Source organism: Bariatricus sp. TF06-38A, assembly GCF_027690675.1.
Lineage (GTDB): Bacteria > Bacillota > Clostridia > Lachnospirales > Lachnospiraceae > Allocoprococcus > Allocoprococcus comes.
The window spans coordinates 22555-42681 of sequence record NZ_JAQFCE010000026.1; the positions used below are offsets into that span (position 1 = coordinate 22555).

The 20127-nt window shown below is 40.5% G+C and carries 21 protein-coding genes and 1 pseudogene; 17 read left to right on the forward strand and 5 right to left on the reverse strand.

Annotated features, from left to right (window positions below; genetic code table 11):
- Nucleotides 1-10 precede the first annotated feature (10 nt).
- Both PG418_RS15705 and PG418_RS15710 read left to right on the forward strand, forming a co-directional pair.
- A complete protein-coding gene (locus PG418_RS15705) occupies nt 11-406 on the forward strand; it encodes a methylglyoxal synthase (RefSeq protein ID WP_008370250.1) in 396 nt (131 codons plus the stop codon).
- Nucleotides 390-1376: a D-alanyl-D-alanine carboxypeptidase family protein gene (locus tag PG418_RS15710; RefSeq protein ID WP_055157101.1), complete on the forward strand. Its 987-nt coding sequence runs from the start codon at nt 390-392 to the stop codon at nt 1374-1376. Before PG418_RS15705 ends, PG418_RS15710 begins: the two co-directional genes overlap by 17 nt.
- A gap of 122 nt (nt 1377-1498) precedes the next feature.
- On the opposite strand, the gene PG418_RS15715 is transcribed toward PG418_RS15710, so the two are convergent.
- Complete coding sequence (locus tag PG418_RS15715) at nt 1499-1705, reverse strand: DUF378 domain-containing protein (RefSeq protein WP_022221010.1); 207 nt, start codon at nt 1703-1705, stop codon at nt 1499-1501.
- Between the two features lie 79 nt (nt 1706-1784).
- Here PG418_RS15715 and mnmL point away from each other — a divergent pair, with 79 nt between their 5' ends.
- From mnmL to pepV, 10 genes are all read left to right on the forward strand, one after another.
- The gene (mnmL, locus tag PG418_RS15720) at nt 1785-2729 is read left to right on the forward strand and encodes a tRNA modification radical SAM protein MnmL/YtqA (RefSeq protein ID WP_055248553.1); all 945 of its coding nucleotides are present in this window, start codon (nt 1785-1787) and stop codon (nt 2727-2729) included.
- 17 nt (nt 2730-2746) lie between these two features.
- Nucleotides 2747-4162, forward strand: a complete 1416-nt coding sequence (locus tag PG418_RS15725) for a biotin/lipoyl attachment domain-containing protein (protein ID WP_195502632.1) — start codon at nt 2747-2749, stop codon at nt 4160-4162.
- 17 nt (nt 4163-4179) lie between these two features.
- Nucleotides 4180-4878, forward strand: a complete 699-nt coding sequence (locus PG418_RS15730) for a YggS family pyridoxal phosphate-dependent enzyme (protein ID WP_008370261.1) — start codon at nt 4180-4182, stop codon at nt 4876-4878.
- Between the two features lie 28 nt (nt 4879-4906).
- Nucleotides 4907-5452: a cell division protein SepF gene (locus tag PG418_RS15735; protein ID WP_498837675.1), complete on the forward strand. Its 546-nt coding sequence runs from the start codon at nt 4907-4909 to the stop codon at nt 5450-5452.
- Nucleotides 5453-5469: 17 nt separating this feature from the next.
- Entirely contained in the window at nt 5470-6246 is a 777-nt protein-coding gene (locus PG418_RS15740; protein ID WP_498837676.1) for a YlmH/Sll1252 family protein, read from the forward strand.
- A 25-nt stretch (nt 6247-6271) separates the two neighbouring features.
- The gene (lspA, locus tag PG418_RS15745) at nt 6272-6799 is read left to right on the forward strand and encodes a signal peptidase II (protein WP_270203678.1); all 528 of its coding nucleotides are present in this window, start codon (nt 6272-6274) and stop codon (nt 6797-6799) included.
- A complete protein-coding gene (locus tag PG418_RS15750; protein WP_498837677.1) occupies nt 6789-7706 on the forward strand; it encodes an RluA family pseudouridine synthase in 918 nt (305 codons plus the stop codon). Before lspA ends, PG418_RS15750 begins: the two co-directional genes overlap by 11 nt.
- A gap of 83 nt (nt 7707-7789) precedes the next feature.
- Nucleotides 7790-8425 (forward strand): cytidylate kinase-like family protein, encoded by a 636-nt coding sequence (locus PG418_RS15755; protein WP_055260962.1) that lies wholly within the window; start codon nt 7790-7792, stop codon nt 8423-8425.
- A 143-nt stretch (nt 8426-8568) separates the two neighbouring features.
- Nucleotides 8569-9018, forward strand: a complete 450-nt coding sequence (gene dtd, locus PG418_RS15760; RefSeq protein ID WP_055260960.1) for a D-aminoacyl-tRNA deacylase — start codon at nt 8569-8571, stop codon at nt 9016-9018.
- A gap of 78 nt (nt 9019-9096) precedes the next feature.
- The gene (gene pepV, locus PG418_RS15765) at nt 9097-10464 is read left to right on the forward strand and encodes a dipeptidase PepV (RefSeq protein WP_498837678.1); all 1368 of its coding nucleotides are present in this window, start codon (nt 9097-9099) and stop codon (nt 10462-10464) included.
- 272 nt (nt 10465-10736) lie between these two features.
- Here the strand turns inward: pepV and lexA are convergent, their stop codons facing one another.
- Entirely contained in the window at nt 10737-11357 is a 621-nt protein-coding gene (lexA, locus tag PG418_RS15770; protein WP_055157087.1) for a transcriptional repressor LexA, read from the reverse strand.
- Between the two features lie 235 nt (nt 11358-11592).
- Here lexA and PG418_RS15775 point away from each other — a divergent pair, with 235 nt between their 5' ends.
- The 4 genes and pseudogenes from PG418_RS15775 (at nt 11593) to PG418_RS15790 (ending at nt 16009) form a co-directional block, all read left to right on the forward strand.
- Nucleotides 11593-12012: a LysM peptidoglycan-binding domain-containing protein gene (locus PG418_RS15775; RefSeq protein WP_055157086.1), complete on the forward strand. Its 420-nt coding sequence runs from the start codon at nt 11593-11595 to the stop codon at nt 12010-12012.
- Nucleotides 12013-12355: 343 nt separating this feature from the next.
- Nucleotides 12356-13726: a sodium-dependent transporter gene (locus PG418_RS15780; RefSeq protein ID WP_498837679.1), complete on the forward strand. Its 1371-nt coding sequence runs from the start codon at nt 12356-12358 to the stop codon at nt 13724-13726.
- Nucleotides 13727-13758: 32 nt separating this feature from the next.
- Nucleotides 13759-14757: pseudogene (locus tag PG418_RS15785) on the forward strand (Gfo/Idh/MocA family protein); the annotation flags it as partial.
- Between the two features lie 175 nt (nt 14758-14932).
- Nucleotides 14933-16009 carry a tyrosine-type recombinase/integrase gene (locus PG418_RS15790; RefSeq protein WP_055157081.1) on the forward strand — a complete coding sequence of 359 codons (1077 nt, stop codon included), beginning with the start codon at nt 14933-14935 and terminating at the stop codon, nt 16007-16009.
- A 120-nt stretch (nt 16010-16129) separates the two neighbouring features.
- Here the strand turns inward: PG418_RS15790 and PG418_RS15795 are convergent, their stop codons facing one another.
- Both PG418_RS15795 and PG418_RS15800 read right to left on the reverse strand, forming a co-directional pair.
- Entirely contained in the window at nt 16130-16831 is a 702-nt protein-coding gene (locus PG418_RS15795) for a DNA alkylation repair protein (RefSeq protein ID WP_055157079.1), read from the reverse strand.
- 80 nt (nt 16832-16911) lie between these two features.
- Complete coding sequence (locus PG418_RS15800) at nt 16912-18306, reverse strand: MATE family efflux transporter (RefSeq protein ID WP_195251644.1); 1395 nt, start codon at nt 18304-18306, stop codon at nt 16912-16914.
- A gap of 143 nt (nt 18307-18449) precedes the next feature.
- Here PG418_RS15800 and PG418_RS15805 point away from each other — a divergent pair, with 143 nt between their 5' ends.
- Complete coding sequence (locus PG418_RS15805; protein WP_259812406.1) at nt 18450-18575, forward strand: hypothetical protein; 126 nt, start codon at nt 18450-18452, stop codon at nt 18573-18575.
- Nucleotides 18576-18590: 15 nt separating this feature from the next.
- Here the strand turns inward: PG418_RS15805 and PG418_RS15810 are convergent, their stop codons facing one another.
- A complete protein-coding gene (locus PG418_RS15810; RefSeq protein WP_498837680.1) occupies nt 18591-20123 on the reverse strand; it encodes a hypothetical protein in 1533 nt (510 codons plus the stop codon).
- Nucleotides 20124-20127: the final 4 nt, after the last annotated feature.

A 20127-nucleotide genomic window follows, 5' to 3' on the forward strand; every position in this document is an offset into this window, starting at 1 on the left:
AGCTGAGAAAATGAATATCGGACTTATTGCGCATGACTCTAAGAAAACACTGATGCAGAATTTCTGTATTGCATATCGTGGGATTTTGAGCAAGCATGAGTTGTATGCGACCGGTACAACCGGCCGGCTGATCGAAGAAGTTACTAATCTTTCTATTCACAAATATCTTGCGGGACCGCTGGGCGGCAAACAACAGCTCGGTGCGCAGATTGCACAGAATGGAATTGATGCTCTGATCTTTCTTCGGGATCCACAGAATCCAAAGCCACATGAACCGGATGTAAATGATGTCATTCGTCTTTGTGACATGCACAACATCCCGATGGCTACCAATCTTGCAACGGCAGAAATCATTATACTTGCATTAGACAGAGGAGACTTGGATTGGCGTGAGATGTATAAGTAGAGCAAAAAGTGCCGCACTGGTATGTGTGGCATCGATAAGTCTGTTTACAGGTGGTTGCATCGGAGGAAAAGGAGCAACACCTGTGACAGCATATGAACTTAAAAATTATAATCAGGATTTATACCAGGGAAAGCTTTATGCAGAGGAGCTGTGTGTAGCACAAAATGATGTGGCGTTAGAAGGCTATACAGAAGATACTGAATTGCACAGTGCTGCATTATTTGATCTTACAGGAGAACGTGTATTATATTCTTACAAAGCGCATGAACGACTGTATCCTGCCAGTACAACCAAGATCATGACGGCACTTCTCGCTATTGAGAATGCAAATTTGGATGACCAGGTGACGATCAGTGGAAACGCAGATGCATCCAGTTTTCCGGCAGATGCACAGGTGTGCGGCCTTGCGAAAGGAGAAGTCTGGACACTCAGGGATCTTTTGGGAGCTCTTCTTTTGTATTCTGGAAATGATGCAGCAACTGCAATCGCGGAATATGTAGGTGGATCAGAAGAAGCGTTTGTTAATATGATGAACCGCAGAGCCCAGGAATTGATGGCGAACGGGACTCATTTTATGAATCCGCACGGACTGCATGATGACAATCATTATACAACAGCGTATGACCTTTATCTGATATTTAATGAGTGCATAAAGCATGAAGATTTTGTAAATATCATACAGAGTGAAGCATATACCGCATATTATACAGATGTGGACGGTAACAGTCAGGAGGCGTTGTTTACACCGACCAATCTCTATGCGCAGGGAGAGGTGGATGTGCCGGAGAATGTTACGATCGTAGGTGGGAAGACCGGGACAACGGATGAAGCAGGATATTGTCTGATTCTGATGGAAAAAGATTCCAGTGACAATCCATACATATCGATTGTTATGGGAGCCTCAGAAAAACCGGTTCTGTATGAGGATATGACATCATTGATCGAGGCAATCCCGTCTGGTCAGCAGTAAATGTGGTGTGTGAATCTTATCGTATACACAAAAAGGGGCATCTCTTGTCTGGGAGCCCCTTTCTTTTTTTCAAGCATGTAGAAAATACACCGAGATGGTATCAGGTACATTACCTGGGCGTATTAAGATTCGGACATGGATCCGATTCTACCAAAAAGACTGATCAGGTAGAGTCCACACAGTCCGACGATCGTGTAGACGATACGTGAGAGCCATGACATGTTTCCAAAAAGCCAGGCAATAAGATCCAGACGGAATATACCGATCAGAAGCCAGTTCACAGCACCGATGATCACGACGGTGAGTGCTGTATTATCAAACCATTTCATGTAAATATCCTCCTTATACGATTCTATACGGTTAGTATGTGTTAAAACTTTGTGATTATTCATAAATGAGAGGAAAAATATGTTATATTATAAATATTCGGATTACCTGAAAAACAAATATGGTGAAAAAGTATACAAGCTTCCGGTGAACCTTCCGGTCACATGTCCGAACCGTCTTGACGGAGATGGATGTGCATTCTGTGCCGGTGCAGGAACCGGATTTGAGGCAATGGCGGCTACAGTTTCTGTCACAGAACAGTTGACACGGACCAGACAGATGATTACAAGAAAATACCATGCCAACAAATATATTGCATATTTTCAGAATTATACCAATACCTTTCTTCCTCCGGACAGATTTCGCAGTTATCTGATGGAGGCTACCAGGATTCCGGGTGTCGTGGAGATATCTGTTTCCACAAGACCGGATTGTGTTTCGGCTGAGTATCTTGATATTATGAGAGATATCCGCGCGATGACCGGAATTCAGATGAATGTAGAACTTGGATTACAGACAGCAAATTATCATACACTGCAGATGATCGACAGGGGACATGGTCTTGCAGAATTTATCGATGCAGTACTGCGGATTAAAAGATATACTGGTATTTCAATCTGTACCCATGTGATTCTTAATCTTCCGGGAGATACGGCAGCGGATGCAAAAGAGACTGCAAGAATCCTTACTGCGCTTGGTGTGGATATTGTGAAACTGCATTCGCTTTATATTGCCAGAAATACACGGTTGTGCGATTGGTATGAAAATGGTAAAATAACGGTATGTTCAAAGGAAGAATATTTTGAAAGAGTGATTACGTTTCTTGAACAGATTCCGGAAACCGTGGCAGTAGAACGAATGTTTTCAAGAATTCCTGAGAAAGATGCGGTGTTCTGTAACTGGGGATGCAGCTGGTGGAGGCTGAGGGACGAACTGTTGCAGAAGATGGAAGAGGAAGGCAGGTATCAGGGCAGGTGCTGTGATTATCTGAATGGTGCGGCACTGTGCCTGTTAAAATCCGAATAGATTTGGAGGCTTGATTTTTGGCTGGGAAAAAGAAGAATACGGAGGTCGTCAGCCTCCAGAAATATAAACGAAAAGGACATTTAAATATTGGTACGATTCTGTTTGGAATTATTTTTTTGTATCTTGTTTTTACCGTTCTGATCTATTTTACAAAAGATAGAGTGAGTGTATATGAGGTACGGGAAGGAAGCATTTTAAAAGACAGGAATCTTACCGGAATGGTTCTCAGAAAAGAAACGGTGGTAAATGCTGAAAAAAGCGGATATGTCAATTATTTTGTAGACGATGCACAGAAGGTTGCACTTGGAACCAATATTTACACCATTACGTCTTCCAAGCTCGAGACACAGACGGATCAGGACAGCAATGAAGAAGTTTCCTTGAATGCAGATGAATGGAACAGTATTCTGCTGAAGGCACAGGGATTTAATGAATCCTATTCACCGGAGGAGTTTAAGACGGCATCAAATCTGAAAAGTGAAGTAACAGCGATCTTACAGAACAATACGACACAGAGCAGGGTTGCACAGCTGAATTCTATTCTGCAGTCCGGAAATGTAGATGCATTTCAAAGCCCGGATGACGGAATCGTGGAGCTTTCGGTAGATGGCTATGAAAATCTGACGACAGATAATATCACGGATGAGATGTTTGATAAGGCAAATTACAGTGTCACAGAGCTTTCAGGCAATCAGAAGATTGATGCAGGGCAGCCGGTATATCGCCTGGTCACAGATGAAGAGTGGACGGTAACGGTACGCCTGACCTCTGATCTGGCACAAACCTTCCAGAAAAAAATGAACGGGGAAGATTCCCTTTCTGTTGAGGTCAGATTCCTGAAGGATAATAAGGACCTGTGGGGAACTATGCGACTTACGGAAAAGAAAAATGATATTTATGCCAATATTACTTTTAAGGATTCCATGATCCGGTATGCAGATGAACGGTTCGTGAATATTGAACTGATCCTGGAAGACGAGTCCGGGCTTAAGATTCCGAAAACCTCGGTAACGGAGAAAGACTGTTATGCTGTTCCGATAGATTATATTACGAGCGGCGGGGCTTCTCAGAACGAAGGTGTCTACAGGCAGACGACCAAAAAAGGAAAGACGACAACGGAATTTATTCCGGTGACGATCATTAACGAGGATACGGAATCGGGTATTGCATATCTGGATACAGAGAATCTGAAAAAAGGAGATACTCTTTTGTTGCCGGAATCTTCCGATACGATGGATCTTTTGAAAACCGAAAGCATCAAAGGAGTTTATAATGTCAATAAAGGCTATGCTGTATTCAAGCAGGTTCAGATCCTGAGTGAGAGTGATGAATACTATATTATTGCAGAAGGAAACAGCTACAGTCTATCCAATTATGATCATATTGCCCTGAACGGAGATTCTGTTCGGGATAATCAGATAGTAAGTCAATAAGAAATGGAGTGAAAGAAATGATCACAGAAAACTTAAAAGATGTGGAAGCACGTGTATGCGCTGCATGCGAACGCTCCGGCAGAAAACGGGAGGATGTAACACTGATTGCTGTCAGCAAGACCAAACCGGTAGAAATGCTGGAAGAAGCGTATGCTTACGGTTGCCGTTATTTTGGTGAAAATAAAGTGCAGGAACTGGATGAAAAATATGACATAATGCCGAAGGATATTCACTGGCAGATGATTGGTCATCTGCAGCGCAACAAAGTAAAATATATCATCGATAAGGCAGAGCTGATCCATTCTGTTGATTCTATTCGTCTTGCGGAAACAATTGATAAAGAAGCAGCGAAAAAAGGTATTGTTGTAAATGTGCTTCTCGAAGTAAACATGGCAAAAGAAGATACAAAATTCGGTCTGATGCCAGAGGAAGTTATGGATTTTATTCATGAAATTGTCAGATTTCAACACATAAAAGTACAAGGATTGATGACAATTGCTCCGTTTGTAGAAAACCCGGAAGAAAATCGTATACATTTTGCAAACTTACGAAAATTATCTGTTGACATTGCAAAGGAAAAAGTTGATAATGTTAACATGAGTATTCTTTCAATGGGGATGACCAATGATTTTGAAGTTGCTATAGAAGAGGGAGCCACCATGGTTCGGATAGGGACAGCAATTTTTGGCGAGCGAAATTATGCTCATCAGATTTAGATACCACAGATAGGAGTGTATAAGAAAAATGGGAGTATTAGATAAGTTTTTAGACGTTATGAAATTAAACGGCGACGATGATGAGTATGATGATGATTTCTACGATGACGATGACGATTTTGAAGATGAGCCATATGAAGAAGAAAAGCCAAAAAAGAATATTTTTGGAAAGAAAGATAAACCGGCTGCTTACGAAGAAGAAGAGGAAGATTATCAGCTTAAAAAATCAGGTCGTTCAAATAAAGTCACCCCGATGCGCCAGCCTTCTACACGCAGAAATGCTCCTGCAATGGAAGTTTGTGTAATCAAACCAAACGCAATGGATGATACACGCGAGATTACAGAGACTCTTCTCGCGGGAAGAACTGTTATTTTGAATCTGGAAGGTATGGATCTTGAGATCGCGCAGAGAATTATTGATTTCACATCAGGATCTGCTTTTGCAATTGATGGTAATCTTCAGAAGATTTCAAGTTATATTTTTCTGGTAACACCGGCAAATGTTGATATTTCCGGCGATATGCAGGATCTTCTGAATACTTCGTTCGATGTGCCGATCCAGAACCGTTACTAGAAGAAAGAAGACAGGGTATGGAAAAAGAAGAGACTTTACTTCGTAAACGTCTGATTGAGCTGTCTAACAATGCTTATCAGAGAGGAATCATTATGTATTCCGATTTCCTGAACCTGAATGAACTGAATATATTACATACTACGCCGAAGGATTCTTTCCCTGTTCCATACAGGACCTTTGGCGGGTATGATCCGTCAGAGCGTCAGATGGCAGCATTTCTACCTGATGCTTTTTATATGTATATGGATGAGGAAAGTATCCGCAGTACATATCCGATCCGCATTCTGAAGATCAGTCCGCTGCAGCCGAAATTTGCTGAGGAATTATCACACAGAGATTATCTGGGTGCACTTCTGAACCTTGGGATCACACGGGCAAAGACGGGAGATATTCTGATTCACGATAAGGAAGCTTATGTTTTTGTACATCAGGAACTGACGGAGTTTCTTGTAAAAGAACTGACCAGGGTACGTCATACAACCGTTCGTGCCGTAGAAGTAGAAAATGCAGATTTTAAATGGGAGCCTAAGTACGAAGAGATTAAGGGGACTGTTGCATCAGTACGCCTGGATTCCCTTCTTTCCCTGGCTTTTTCTTCGTCCAGAAGTAAACTTACTGCATTGATTGAGGCTGGGCGTGTATATGTAAACGGAAAGCTGATTACCAGTAATGGATATCATGTAAAGGACAATGATATCATTTCCGTAAGACAGTTGGGACGTTTTCAGTACGAAGGAGTTCTTTCCGAGACAAAAAAAGGACGTTATTATGTTACAATCCGAAAGTATATCTAATGGCATTAGCAGTAAAGGAGAGCATATGAAGAACAGACCAGGGTTAAAACAATATATTTTTGCAGCACTTGGAGTCGTAATCCTGGTGCTTCTGGATCAGTATACAAAGCTTCTGGCAATTGCACATTTGAAGGATCAGTCTGCATTTGTGTTGTGGAATAATGTTTTTGAATTGCATTATCTTGAAAACAGAGGAGCTGCATTTGGGATTTTTCAGAACCAGCGATGGTTCTTTGTCATCATGACCGTTGTGATCCTTGTTATTGTGAGCTGGTTTTATGGCAGAACTCCGGTAGAAAAAAGATATCTGCCACTCAGAATCTGTATGATCGTTCTGACAGCCGGAGCAATCGGGAATTTTATTGACCGTCTGACCAGAGGATATGTGGTTGACTTTTTTTATTTTTCACTGATTGATTTTCCGATTTTCAATGTGGCGGATATTTATGTGACTGTGACGTTTATCGTTCTGGTTCTGCTGATCTTTTTTTATTATAAGGACGAAGATTTTTCTATTTATTCGCGCAGACAGGAGCAGAAACATGCAGATTAAAGAATTTCAGAGTGAAGAAAATGCAAGGGAGAGAATCGACAAATTTCTCACAGAGAAAGTGCCGGAGCTTTCCCGTTCTTATATTCAAAAACTGATAAAAGAAAAAAATGTAAAGGTAAATTCCACAGTAATCAAATCTAACTATAAGGTTGCAAAAGGAGATCAAATTCAGATTACGATACCGGATTTGACGGAACCGGATATCCTGCCGGAAAATATACCATTGGATATTCTCTATGAGGATGATGATATCCTGGTGGTTAATAAGCCGAAAGGTATGGTAGTGCACCCGGCAGCAGGTCATTATACCGGAACCCTGGTCAATGCGATCATGTATCATTGCAAAGACCGGCTTTCAGGAATCAACGGTGTAATGCGTCCGGGAATCGTACACCGGATCGATATGGATACTACCGGTTCTCTTCTGGTATGTAAAAATGATACCGCACACCAGATCCTTGCAGAACAGTTAAAAGAGCACAGCATTAAGCGGATTTATCATGCGATTGTACACGGTAATATCAAAGAGGATTCCGGTACTGTGAATGCGCCGATCGGACGCCATCCGATTGACCGGAAGAAAATGAGTATCAATGAGAAAAATGGCAGAAATGCAGTGACACACTACCGGGTCCTGGAGCGTTTTGGCGAATATACTTATATTGCCTGTGAGCTTGAAACCGGTCGCACACATCAGATCCGTGTGCATATGGCAAGTATCCATCATCCGTTGCTTGGAGACTGTGTATATGGTCCGGCAAAATGTCCGTGGACACTACAGGGGCAGACACTTCATGCGAAAATTCTTGGAATTATCCATCCGAGAACCGGAAAATATATGGAATTTGATGCCCCACTTCCGGAATATTTTGAAAATTTATTGAAAAAACTACGCAAAATGTCATGAAAATCTATACATTTATTATGAATTGTTATATAATATGTATAGGATAATCATGGAATAATGACCTGCAAAGGAGCGTGACGTTTATGAGTAAAACACATACAATTATAACAATAGGTCGTCAGTTTGGAAGCGGAGGACGCGAGATTGGAAAACGTCTGGCAGATGAACTGGAAATTGAGTTTTATGATAAAGAATTGTTGTCACGGGCAGCAAAGGACAGTAAGATATGCAAAGAGCTTTTTGAGACACATGATGAAAAACCGACGAACAGTTTTCTCTATTCATTGGTAATGGATACATATTCTATGGGATTTGCATCCGGTTCTGTCAATGAAATGCCACTAAATCACAAGATTTTCCTTGCGCAGTTTGATGCGATCAAAAAGATTGCGGAGGAAGGACCGTGTGTACTGGTAGGAAGATGTGCGGATTATGCACTGGAAGAGCGGGATGATGTACTAAGTGTATTCATTCATGCAGATCTGGAAGACAGGATTAAAAATGTAGCAAAGCTGAATGAACTGACAGATAACAAAGCAAAAGATCTAATACATAAGACAGATAAACGCAGGGCAAGCTATTACAATTATTATACCAACAAAAAATGGGGCGATGCCGAAAGTTATGATATTTGTATAAACAGTTCCAAGTTTGGTGTTGACGGATGTGTGAAAGCTATCAAAGATTTTCTTGAATTAGAGGCAAGCTTGGAAGAGTAAGAACAGCGATTATAATGTTATAAGACGGGGGAAATAAAAATCCCCCGTTTTTTAGACCTGTAGCAAAATACTTATGTTCTGATAATTTCGGAACACAGGCATTATAGTGTCAAATAAAGAGAAGAAAGAGGAGACAAGAAAACATGAAATTTGTAATTCAGAGAGTAACACATGCCGAGGTTGCGGTAGAAGGAGAAGTGATCGGAAAGATTGGAAAAGGATTTATGGTGCTGATCGGAGTGGCACAGGATGATACCAGAGTGATTGCAGACAAAATGGTAAAGAAGTTGACAGGACTTCGCATTTTTGAAGATGAGAACGGAAAGACCAATCTTGCCCTAAAGGATGTGGATGGAGAACTTCTTCTGATTTCCCAGTTTACCTTATATGCAAACTGTAAAAAAGGATTCCGCCCAAGTTTTATTGAGGCAGGTGCACCGGATATGGCAAATGAACTGTATGAATATATTATTGAAGAATGTAAGAAAGTGATCCCGGTTGTGGAAAGAGGAAACTTTGGCGCGGATATGAAGGTATCTCTTTTAAATGACGGTCCATTTACGATCGTGCTGGATTCGGAGCAGATTTGTTAAATTATTATTTGGTTTCTAAAGATGTATCGTGTATAATAAGATACAGATGGAATACACAAGAAAGTGGGGAATGTAATAATGAGTTATGAAGCATTAAACAGCAGGATTATGGAGATGAAGGATGAAATTCTTGCTGGAATCCAACAGAACATGAGAATTGAAAGCGTGCGTGGTGAGGCACAGCCAGACGCGCCATATGGTCCGGGACCGAAGGCTGCTCTGGAAGATGCCCTTGAACTTGGCCGCAAGCTTGGCTTCAAGGTTGGGCAGGCAGACAATCGTATAGGCTGGGTAGAATATGGAGAAGGAAAAGAGATGGTAGGCGTTCTTGGTCATGTAGACGTTGTACCGGCTGGCGATACCGGTTGGACTTATCCTGCTTATAGTGCCGAGATCCACGATGGAATTCTTTGGGGAAGAGGATGTCTGGATGATAAGGGACCGATCATTGGATCAATTTACGCATTGAAGGCGATCCGTGACCTGAATCTTCCAATTGACCGTAGAATCCGTGTTATTTTTGGATCTGATGAGGAATGTGGCTCTTCATGCGCGGCATATTACGTAGAGAACGGATATGAGATGCCGACGATCGGATTTACTCCGGATGCAGATTTTCCGGTTATTTTCTGTGAAAAAGGAACGACCGGAATCAAAGGCGGTTCTAAGGTTTATGACAAAGGTCATATCGAAGTGGAATATTTTGGTGGTGGAATTGCTGACAATGTCGTGATTCCAACTTGTAAACTGATCGTAAAAGGAGACATTAAAGTAGCAGAGACAGAAGGAATCACTGTGACGCATGAAAACGGAAAAACAATCGTTGAAGCGGTGGGAAGAAGTGCACATGGAAGTACCCCGCATCTTGGTGTAAATGCAGCAATTCTTCTTTTGAATGCAGTGAAAGAGAATGAATTTGGTGGAGAATTCCAGCAACTGATGGAATTTCTTCTGAAAGAGATCGGAACGGAGACAAATGGAGAATCACTGGGAGTACATTATGTGGATGAAGAAACTGGTGAGACAACCGTAAACCTTGGTATTGTTTATTATGATGGAGAAGAGACCTATTTTACATTAGATGTCCGTTATCCAAAAAATGCAGATCCGAAAGTTGTTGATGATACACTGATCAATCATATCAACAGTTACACATTCGATGTGCTCCGGAAAAATAACCACAAAATTCTCTATGTACCAAAAGACTCTGAACTGGTGACAAAGCTCGTTCATGTATATGAAGAAGAGACTGGCGAGCACTTGGAACCACTTGCAATCGGTGGTGGAACTTACGCAAAGAAATTCCAGAACATGGTTGCATTCGGACCGGTATTTCCAGGTGAAGCAGACGTGATCCATCAGCCAGATGAACATGTGGAAGTAGAAAAGCTTCTCCGTGCACTGCAGATTACGGCAGCAGCGATGTACGAACTTGCAAAAAAATAGTAGAAAACAGTACTGACTGAATCATCTGGATATGTCATATATAGATACGAGCATCGAAGGGTGAGTTGTTCAATGGAACAAAATCCGGATAAGATGACAGGTTGAGAATACCTGTACATCTTATCCGGATTTTTTGATGCATTAAAAAAATATTTATGATAGTAAGAAAAAAAGGGATATGGAGAAGAACATATATAAAAAACAGGTGAGTACTTGCAAAAAGCACTTCTATCTGAGATGCTTCTGCAAGTGTACTCACCTGTTTTTTTAAATTAACGGAAGAAGCGCATAACAGCAGCAACTTTCCCTAAAATCGTAACATCTTCAAGGATAAATGGTTCCATTGCATCATTCTCCGGCTGAAGACGGATCACACCTTCTTCTCGGTAAAACGTCTTTACCGTTGCACCGTCATCAATCAGAGCAACAACCATGTCACCGTTCTCTGCAGTTGCCTGCTTTTCCACAATGACATAATCTCCATCCAGTATACCGGCATTTATCATACTTTCACCCTGAACTTTCAGCATAAAGAGTTCTTTATTTGATGAAATATATTCAGTAGGAACAGGATAGTAATCTTCAATATTCTCCTGTGCAAGAACCGGTTCTCCTGCAGCTACATGGCCTACGATCGGAATCTGAACCATCTCACGTCTTGTGAGATTAAATGAATCATCCAGAATCTCGATTGCACGTGGTTTGGTTGGGTCACGTCGTATGTATCCGTTCTTCTCAAGAGTCTCGAGATGAGAGTGTACAGAAGAAGTTGACTTCAGATTCACAGCATCACAGATCTCACGTACAGCCGGTGGAAAACCACGTTGCAGGATCTGGGACTTAATATATTCAAGTATCTCTTCCTGTTTCTTGCTAATATTACCTTTACTCATAAAAGACCTCCTAAATCTGTATCTATATCAATTTGAAGTATTATCTGAACTATTAAAATTATCATATCATACAGAAGAAAAAATAGCAAACAAATGTTTAGAAAATACGTTCGATTTGCATATTGACAAACGTATGTTCTTGCTGTATATTGGTAGCAGAACAGTTGTTCGGGAACATGCTTTCTGGTATATAGGAGAACTGAAAAGATTACAGAAGAAAAGGGAGGAATTTATCATGAGATCAGAGAAAAGAAAAGATATGTATGCAGATCGATATCATGCAGGAGCAAAAGGACAGAAGCACTGTCATTATGCAAAGCACCGTAAGACGAATTCTATCAGACGGTTTGTGACAGGGATTGCGGCTCTGGTGATGGTTATGTCACTGAGTTTTGGATTTGGAAGCTTTTTCTCCAGTGCGCACGATAGCAAAGCTGAAGAACCTTCCGGAGAGAGATATTATAAAAGTGTCCAGCTTGAAAAAGGGGATTCACTCTGGAGCATTGCACAAAGATACAGACGAACAGAAGATTCCATATATGAATATATGGATGAGCTGGCAGAAGCAAATCATTTAAGTTTAAAAGACAGGAATAATCTCCAGGAAGGAGACTATCTGGTTGTTTCGTATTATGGAGATGATTCTGTTTATTAAAGACCATCTGTGCTGTCAGGTAGCAGCGAATAATCTGTCTGATAGCACATTATATACACTCTATTTTTTATAAAAGTCTAAAAGACTAAGACATTCTTAAGGTCTCTAACCAAGATCCCATCGCTCACCCCGTCTTAGTCTTTCCGGACTTTTTAATTTTATACTAAGAAATTATTACTGGAACAGGTTTTAAAAGAATACACGGAATGTATGGATGAATTATAAGACAAAACTTATTTTATATTTTTAAGGTTATACTTGATTTTACTAGTGACTTTAAAGGATTATCATGATAAAATCAAACAGGTGTATTTAATTTTAGAATAAAAGAGGAGATTTTGTTATGGATAATCATAAAAAAAGGAGTACATTTTCTGGCAAATTAGGATATGTACTGTCAGCAGCAGGAGCTTCTGTAGGTCTTGGAAATATCTGGAGGTTTCCTTATCTTGCGGCAAAATATGGCGGAGGAATTTTTCTGCTTATTTATATTCTGTTAGCCCTTACTTTCGGTTATACAATGATAATTGCTGAATCAGCAATTGGCCGTATGACAAGAAAAAGTCCGGTAGGTGCGTTCAAATCTTTCGGAAAGTCAAAATGGATTTCTTTTGGTGGATGGATTAATGCGATTATTCCGGTTCTGATTGTACCATATTATTCTGTAATTGGAGGATGGGTTATCAAGTACCTTTTGGAATATGTAAAAGGGAACAGCAGTAGTCTGGCTCAAGATGGATATTTTTCAGAGTTTATTTCAAATGGATTTTCTACAGAAATCTGTTTTATCATATTCTGTCTGATTACATTGATTATTATTTATGCAGGTGTTCGGAATGGAATTGAGCGTGTTTCAAAGTTTATGATGCCGATTTTGATCATGCTTTCGCTGATCATTACCATTTACTCAGTAACACGACCAGGTGCAATGGAAGGCGTGAAGTATTTTCTGGTGCCAAATCCAAAGAATTTCTCATGGATGTCTGTGGTAGCTGCTATGGGACAGATGTTTTATTCCCTATCGATCGCTATGGGAATTTTGGTCACATTTGGTTCTTATATGAAGAAAGATATTTCGATTGAAGATTCTACAAGAAATGTAGAAGTATTTGATACAGCGATTGCAATTATGGCAGGACTTATGATCATCCCAGCCGTATTTGCGTTTTCAGGTGGAAATCCGGATACGTTACAGGCAGGGCCGGCACTGATGTTTATTACAATACCAAAGGTGTTTGAGAATATGGGATTGGGAACAGCAATTGGAATTCTGTTCTTTCTGCTTGTTCTTTTTGCTGCGCTGACAAGCTCAATCGCATTGACAGAGAGTGCAGTATCTACATTTGAAGATGAAATCGGCTGGAGTCGTAAAAAGTCTACTGTGCTTGTTGGTGTGATCATGATAGTATTAGGAAGTTTATCTTCACTTGGATATGGACCACTTGCATTTGTGAAAATTATTGGTATGCAGTTCCTGGATTTCTTTGATTTCCTGACTAATTCGGTAATGATGCCGATCGCGGCACTGATGACAAGTCTTTTGGTAGCTAGAGTTGTTGGGGTAAAGAAGATAGAAGAAGAGATTATTCATGGAGAAAGTGCATTCCGCAGAAAGAAGATTTTTGCTGTTATGATTAAATATCTGTGTCCAATCTTTGTTCTGATTATTTTGATCAGTTCTGTGGCGAATGCATTTGGATGGATTTCCATGTAGAATAAAATAATATGTGAAAAAAGGAGTGTAAAGAAATGGAACAGATGAAAGTTGGAATTATCGGTGCTGGGCGAATTGCAGCAAATATGGCGAAAACACTGGACGGTATGGACGATGCGGCTGCATATGCCATTGCTGCAAGAAATCTTGATAGAGCGCAGAAATTTGCCAAAGAATGGGGATTTGAAAAGGCATATGGCTCATACGAAGAACTGGTAAATGATCCGGAAGTAGAGTTGATTTATATCGCGACACCACATCCGTTTCATATAGAACAAGCCAAACTTTGTATCAATCATGGGAAACCGGTACTTTGTGAAAAACCATTTACTGTAAATGCTGTTGGAGCAAAAGAAGTATTTGCTCTCGCAAAGGAAAAAGATGTCTTTATTACGGAGGCAATTTGGACAAGATACCTTCCATCCCGTAAAATAATCGATGATATTATTGCAAGTGGTGAAATCGGAGAAATAAAGGGGATTTCAGCAAATCTCGGATATGATATGCATACAAAAGAACGTCTGATCGATCCGAAGCTTGCCGGTGGAGCGCTATTAGATGTAGGTATTTACCCACTGAATTTTGCAAGCATGGTTTTAGGCGATGATGTTGAAGAAACGCTTTCTTCCTGCGTAAAATTTGACAGTGGAGTGGATGCACAGAATTCCATTATTCTGAAATACAAAAATGGATCGATGGCTTCTATACAAAGCAGTGCACTTACCGGTACAGAACAATATGGTATGATATATGGAACCAAGGGGTATCTGATTGCGGAAAATATTAATGATATTACATCGGTAAAAGTATATACACCGGATCGGGAATTTGTAAGGGAAATTACAATGCCAGAACAGATCACTGGGTTTGAATATGAAGTACGCGCTTCTATGAAGGCTATCCGTGAAGGAAAACTTGAATGTATGGAAATGCCGCATGAAGAAAGTATTCGCATCATGGAACAGATGGATGGACTTAGAAAAGACTGGGGGATTGAATATCCATTTGAAAAAGGAAACAGACCGTGTTAGTAATTAGAATCATCTGTCCCTGGCAAAAAGTTGTCTTGGGACAGCAGTATTTTGAATAACCAATCTATACGACAAATACCGATTTTTCCAAAAGATATAGACAAATCTTCCGAAACCATGCTATAATCATACCTATATCGGGGAAATTTATGGAATTTAGGAGGTTCTTAGGATCATGCCATCTGATACAAAAACATACCAGGAAGAAACTTATATTGATAATACTATTCGTCTTCGTGGTGTTTTAAACACCATGCCTGACTTTGCACGTGATTATTTTCGTGCCATTGAACCAACCACATCACCAAAGACACGAATATCGTATGCATATGACATCCGTTTGTTCTTTCAGTTTTTAATTGAAGAAAATCCTGTTTATAAACATCACTCAATTAAGGACTTTCAGGTACAGGATCTGGAAGCTATTCAGCCGGTTGATATTGAGGAATATCTGGAATATCTGAAGGTCTATGATACTACAGATGTTCATACCAAAGAAACCAAACAGGTCACAAACTCTGAACGCGGCTTATTTCGCAAAATGTCTGCATTACGCAGCTTTTATAATTATTTCTTTAAAAGACAGATAATTCAGAAAAATCCGACCTTATTTGTAGATATGCCGAAGCTACATGATAAGGCGATCATACGTTTGGATACCGATGAGGTTGCAAAGCTTTTGGATTATGTGGAATCCTGTGGTTCCAAATTAACCGGTCAAGCACTCTCCTATTATAATAAGACGAAAGAACGTGATATTGCGATCATTACTCTTCTACTTGGAACAGGTATTCGAGTATCGGAGTTAGTTGGACTGGACCTGTCAGATGTGGATTTCAACAATAATGGGGTCATGGTGACACGAAAAGGTGGAAGCCAGATGGTTGTTTATTTTGGTGAAGAGGTGGAAAAAGCACTTCGCAATTATCTGGAGACATACCGTAAAGCGGTAACGCCCCTTGCTGGCTATGAAAATGCTCTGTTTTTATCAACCCAAAGACGCCGGATCGGTGTGCAGGCGGTTGAAAATATGGTTAAAAAGTATGCCAGTCAGATTACAAATAAAAGAATCACGCCACATAAGCTCAGAAGTACCTATGGTACTGCCCTTTATAAGGAAACGGGGGATATTTACCTGGTAGCGGATGTTCTGGGGCACAAAGATGTCAATACAACGAAAAAGCACTACGCTGCAATCGATGAAGACAGACGACGTAGTGCTGCAAATGTGGTAAAATTGCGGGAACCGTAAATTGTCAAAGTACGGTTAAATAATATCCTAATATGGATAAATTTTTACAAATGAAAATTGGTGAATAATAAAATGCCATCATCATTTCATCGATGTAACTGATATGATGATGGCATTTTATTATTTTTTTACTCTTAATGTCCTTAAATAGATCTTCTGTTCCGGCGTGATCCGGTAGCTTTCAATTGCTTTCTGAATCGTCTTATTATGTGTCCAGGTGTCCAGCCTTTTCTCTTCCAGATAAGGAATGATCTGGTCATACTGCTTTGCAAGAGCGGTAGCAAAATACCAGGCACGCATCATGTTTACATAATATTCGTCTGATTTAACTTCGGCTACCTTTTTGGGATATTCCGGTTTAAACTGTTCATCCAGATAATACCGCATCAGCATTCCAATTCCAAAACGGACGATATACGGGTGATCCGATGCTATCCAGCGGCAGACTTCCTGGATAAATATGTCCAGATGATTTTTTACTGTCCGGAGCGCGATCATATCACAGGTTGCCCAGTTATCTATATACGGGAGAAAACGGTCCAGTGCGGCAATACAGGATGGGTACGCTTTAATCTGTTCAATCAGCAGTCCATGAAGGTTGTTTTCTTCATAATATTTATGTGGAAGCACTTCAAGAAATGCAGAAACATTGTCTGTTTTACCGAATTTTTTTGCGTATGCGCGCAAAGAAGGAGTCCGCACACCGATGACGGTTTCCTTATTGACTGTCGGCATCAGTTTTGCCTGAAAATCCCGATAAGCAAGATCCTGTATTGCAAAGAGATCTGCTTGTACATTTTCTATTACTTCTCTACTGCTCATTTGTCATTTTCTCCTGAAATATTGTAGATTTATAATACGGTATAACGAAATTTGCTACAGCTTGACAGTGGTTTACGCATTTATAAGATCGTGCCTGTCTCATAGAGAGCATTCTTCCGCTCCATACGCTTTAATTCCGGCAATACGGTAAGTAACATGGTGATGAAGCATAATCCTCCACCAATGACGTTAGAAACCGGCTCAGCGAGAAATACGCCGTCTGTTCCCATATGCAGGGCATACGGCATTAGATATGTCAGAGGCACGACGATAAATACCTTCCGAAGTAGTGAGAAAAAGATTGCTTGCTTCTTCTTATTCAGGGATTTAAAGACCGTTTGGCCAATGTATTGCATATCCATGCAGATAAACGCTGCAAAATACTGCTTCAGGGCAGGAACTGCATCTTTCATCAACGTAGCATCTGAACTGAAAATTCCGATCAGGGTTTTCGGCGCGATGATGATAATACTCCACATCACAGCTGTGTATCCGAGAATCATAAGTGCCATCATGGCACCGGCTTTTCTTACACGGCATGGGCGTCTTGCACCATAATTGTAACTCAGGATTGGCGAAGTTCCTTCGTTGATTGCATAAATCGGAGTTTCTACAAGCTGTCTGACACTGGATACGATGGTCATAACAGAAATGTAGATATCTCCGCCTGTGACGGAAAGTACATTGTTGCAGACAATCGTTACCAGACTGTTTGTCAACTGCATGATAAATCCGGCAGTTCCCAGGCTTACAATATTTTTTGCATAAGCTGTACAGTTGGCAAGTTCCTCTTTTTTGAGGAGCCTCACTTTCAGTTCTGCTTTCTTTGTAAGAAAGAAAAATACAAATGCAGCAGAAAGTGTCTGAGAAATGACCGTTGCAATTGCGGCACCGCGCACGCCAAGTCCGAACACAAAAATAAACAACGGGTCAAGCAGCAGGTTCGTTACTGCCCCTATGGTAACTGAAAGCATGCCGATGGTTGAATATCCCTGTGCATTGATAAACGGGTTCATACCGGTTGCAATCATAGAAGGCAGAGTTCCGATCAGGTAAAGCATCAGGTACGGATATGCATAGATCAGAGCGTCTTTTGAGGCACCAAACAGTACCAGGATCGGGCGGGCAAATAAAAAGCCAATTACCATGAGTACAATGGCACAGATACAGACCATGGAAAAAGAAATATTCATAATTTTTTTCGCTTCCTGTGGCTCATTTTTGCCGCGCTCAATCGAAAATAATGGTGCACCGCCGCTTCCGAATAGATTGCTGAATGCGGTAATGATGACAATTACCGGGAAACAAAGACCGACTGCACCAAGTGCTGCAGTTCCGATGTGCGGGATACGTGCAATATAAATCCGGTCTACAATGTTATAAAGTAAGCTTAAAATCTGGGCGACCAGCATCGGGAGCGATGCTCCAAGGATATTGCTGGTTATCGTTCCATTTTCAAAATCGACTCGTTTCATTTGTAAATTCATTCCTTTTTATTTTTCATGCTTTTTAATTCTAACATGATGTAATATATATGTAAATTATTGTTTTTATATGATAATTCAATAAAAATCATATGGATAATATATTTTCATTTTTAAATAATCAGGAGATGAAGATGCTGGAGGAAGAATTACAGGTATCACTCTTTTTGCGAGGTACAAAGAAAATTACACTTACAGATGCCGGAAAGACGCTTTATGAGCAGACCGGTAATCTTTATCATTTGGTAAGTATTTTTTAAATAGGATAAATAGAATTACCAGCTTGATTTCTGCTCATCTATAACTTCCAAAGTCTCCGGATTTACCAGATAGAAATCAACCAGTTCTGTCTCATATCCACCATCCGGATATACCTTTTCCAGAACCAATTCTTCGAAAGTATTATTATTTTCATCTGTCTTAGAACCGTTATCATACAGACAGTAATTGACATTTACTGTTGTACCATCCTTCTCTTCTGTTGTCTCAGAGAGGATCGCGTAATTTTCTCCCCTTGCATTTGCCGTGTAAGTGAAATTCATATCCGGAAGGGGATTCTGTTGCTGGATATATTGATACACAGCACGCATTTCGTCCTGAAGCGGTGAAGCTTTCTGGGATTCCTGTGCCGGAGAATTTTCGGTAGAATCAGTGGTACTACTATCTTGTGTTTCCGAATCATTCAGGTCAGAATCCGGTACAGAGGATTCTGTTAAAGTGTCTGTATTCGGCAAAAACAAACCCGTTTTTTGCATATAAATCAGGTTATCAGTTCTGTACTGTGTAGCGATGCCGTAATCAGGCTGTACGGAAAGATAAATATAATGCTGATCTTGACCGGTTACGGTTTCCGTTCCTTCTACGCCAAAGCTCACAATTAAAAAGCTGTAACCAATCAGAGAAAGTAAGAAAAGAGTCAGTGCGGCATAAGAAATGGCAATTATTCGTCTGGCTGCTTTCCTATTAAGGAGACTTTTTTGCTTTTTATACAGACAGATCATGCCCCAGATCAGCAGGCAGGACAAGGTGACGGAAACGCAGATGGCGGATATTTCAGCAAAATAATAGCGGATTGCATATCCTGCGCTTTTATTGATACCATACCATGCACCGTAGAAAAAGGTACTGTATGCCAGAACGATTGTAATCAGACAGGTACGCAGGATATGCTCTTTTCTTGTCGGAGTAAATTTTTTTAATGCAGAAATAAGTCTGTCCATTTCTTCTGCTTCAATCCAGGTGGTAAGTTCTGGTTCAGATGGATATTCACCGTTTGTGTCAGGAATTCCTGTATAACGGGTTAAAAACTGATTTTTTGTATCAGTATCTCCCACTTCTGCTGCCAGTAAGATCTGCATAAAATACAACTGTTTTAACTGGACTGGTGTGCATTTTCCAACAGAAATCTGTGTAATTGTCTGTGTAGCATGATCGTATTTTCCAAGCTGGATTTCAAGGCTTGCAATCAGGAGCAGCATGCGGTTATTCGTAGCAAGATCGCGGACAGATTGTATATGATACATATAAAGCGTGTACTCATAGTGTTCGTCCAGTGGCATTCTACTCGATATCTTTCTGCTCCATCCGGCTTCTACAAACTGGAGCCCGAAAGCAAGTTCGATAACGGCAAGAAGCTGGCAAAGGAAAGCCGTAAGTCCCCAGACATTGGTAGTGAGTTTCTGATAGGTCAGAAAAAAGATTGCAGCGGCAGCCAGGATAACGAACAACCATCTCAGCATGAACACGCGGCGGGCTTTCTTTTTTACGGTTGGATTCCATGGATATGTTTTTAATTCTGAATCTAGCACGGGC

Coding starts and splice junctions, on each gene's coding strand:
- PG418_RS15790 (WP_055157081.1), top strand. CDS start 14,933: ATGCCATCTGATACAAAAACATACCAGGAAGAAACTTATATTGATAAT.
- pepV (WP_498837678.1), top strand. CDS start 9,097: ATGAGTTATGAAGCATTAAACAGCAGGATTATGGAGATGAAGGATGAA.
- PG418_RS15705 (WP_008370250.1), top strand. CDS start 11: ATGAATATCGGACTTATTGCGCATGACTCTAAGAAAACACTGATGCAG.
- PG418_RS15800 (WP_195251644.1), bottom strand. CDS start 18,306: ATGAAACGAGTCGATTTTGAAAATGGAACGATAACCAGCAATATCCTT.
- PG418_RS15755 (WP_055260962.1), top strand. CDS start 7,790: ATGAGTAAAACACATACAATTATAACAATAGGTCGTCAGTTTGGAAGC.
- PG418_RS15750 (WP_498837677.1), top strand. CDS start 6,789: ATGCAGATTAAAGAATTTCAGAGTGAAGAAAATGCAAGGGAGAGAATC.
- PG418_RS15795 (WP_055157079.1), bottom strand. CDS start 16,831: ATGAGCAGTAGAGAAGTAATAGAAAATGTACAAGCAGATCTCTTTGCA.
- mnmL (WP_055248553.1), top strand. CDS start 1,785: ATGTTATATTATAAATATTCGGATTACCTGAAAAACAAATATGGTGAA.
- PG418_RS15780 (WP_498837679.1), top strand. CDS start 12,356: ATGGATAATCATAAAAAAAGGAGTACATTTTCTGGCAAATTAGGATAT.
- lspA (WP_270203678.1), top strand. CDS start 6,272: ATGAAGAACAGACCAGGGTTAAAACAATATATTTTTGCAGCACTTGGA.
- PG418_RS15805 (WP_259812406.1), top strand. CDS start 18,450: ATGCTGGAGGAAGAATTACAGGTATCACTCTTTTTGCGAGGTACAAAG.
- lexA (WP_055157087.1), bottom strand. CDS start 11,357: ATGAGTAAAGGTAATATTAGCAAGAAACAGGAAGAGATACTTGAATAT.
- PG418_RS15740 (WP_498837676.1), top strand. CDS start 5,470: ATGGAAAAAGAAGAGACTTTACTTCGTAAACGTCTGATTGAGCTGTCT.
- PG418_RS15735 (WP_498837675.1), top strand. CDS start 4,907: ATGGGAGTATTAGATAAGTTTTTAGACGTTATGAAATTAAACGGCGAC.
- PG418_RS15775 (WP_055157086.1), top strand. CDS start 11,593: ATGAGATCAGAGAAAAGAAAAGATATGTATGCAGATCGATATCATGCA.
- dtd (WP_055260960.1), top strand. CDS start 8,569: ATGAAATTTGTAATTCAGAGAGTAACACATGCCGAGGTTGCGGTAGAA.
- PG418_RS15715 (WP_022221010.1), bottom strand. CDS start 1,705: ATGAAATGGTTTGATAATACAGCACTCACCGTCGTGATCATCGGTGCT.
- PG418_RS15730 (WP_008370261.1), top strand. CDS start 4,180: ATGATCACAGAAAACTTAAAAGATGTGGAAGCACGTGTATGCGCTGCA.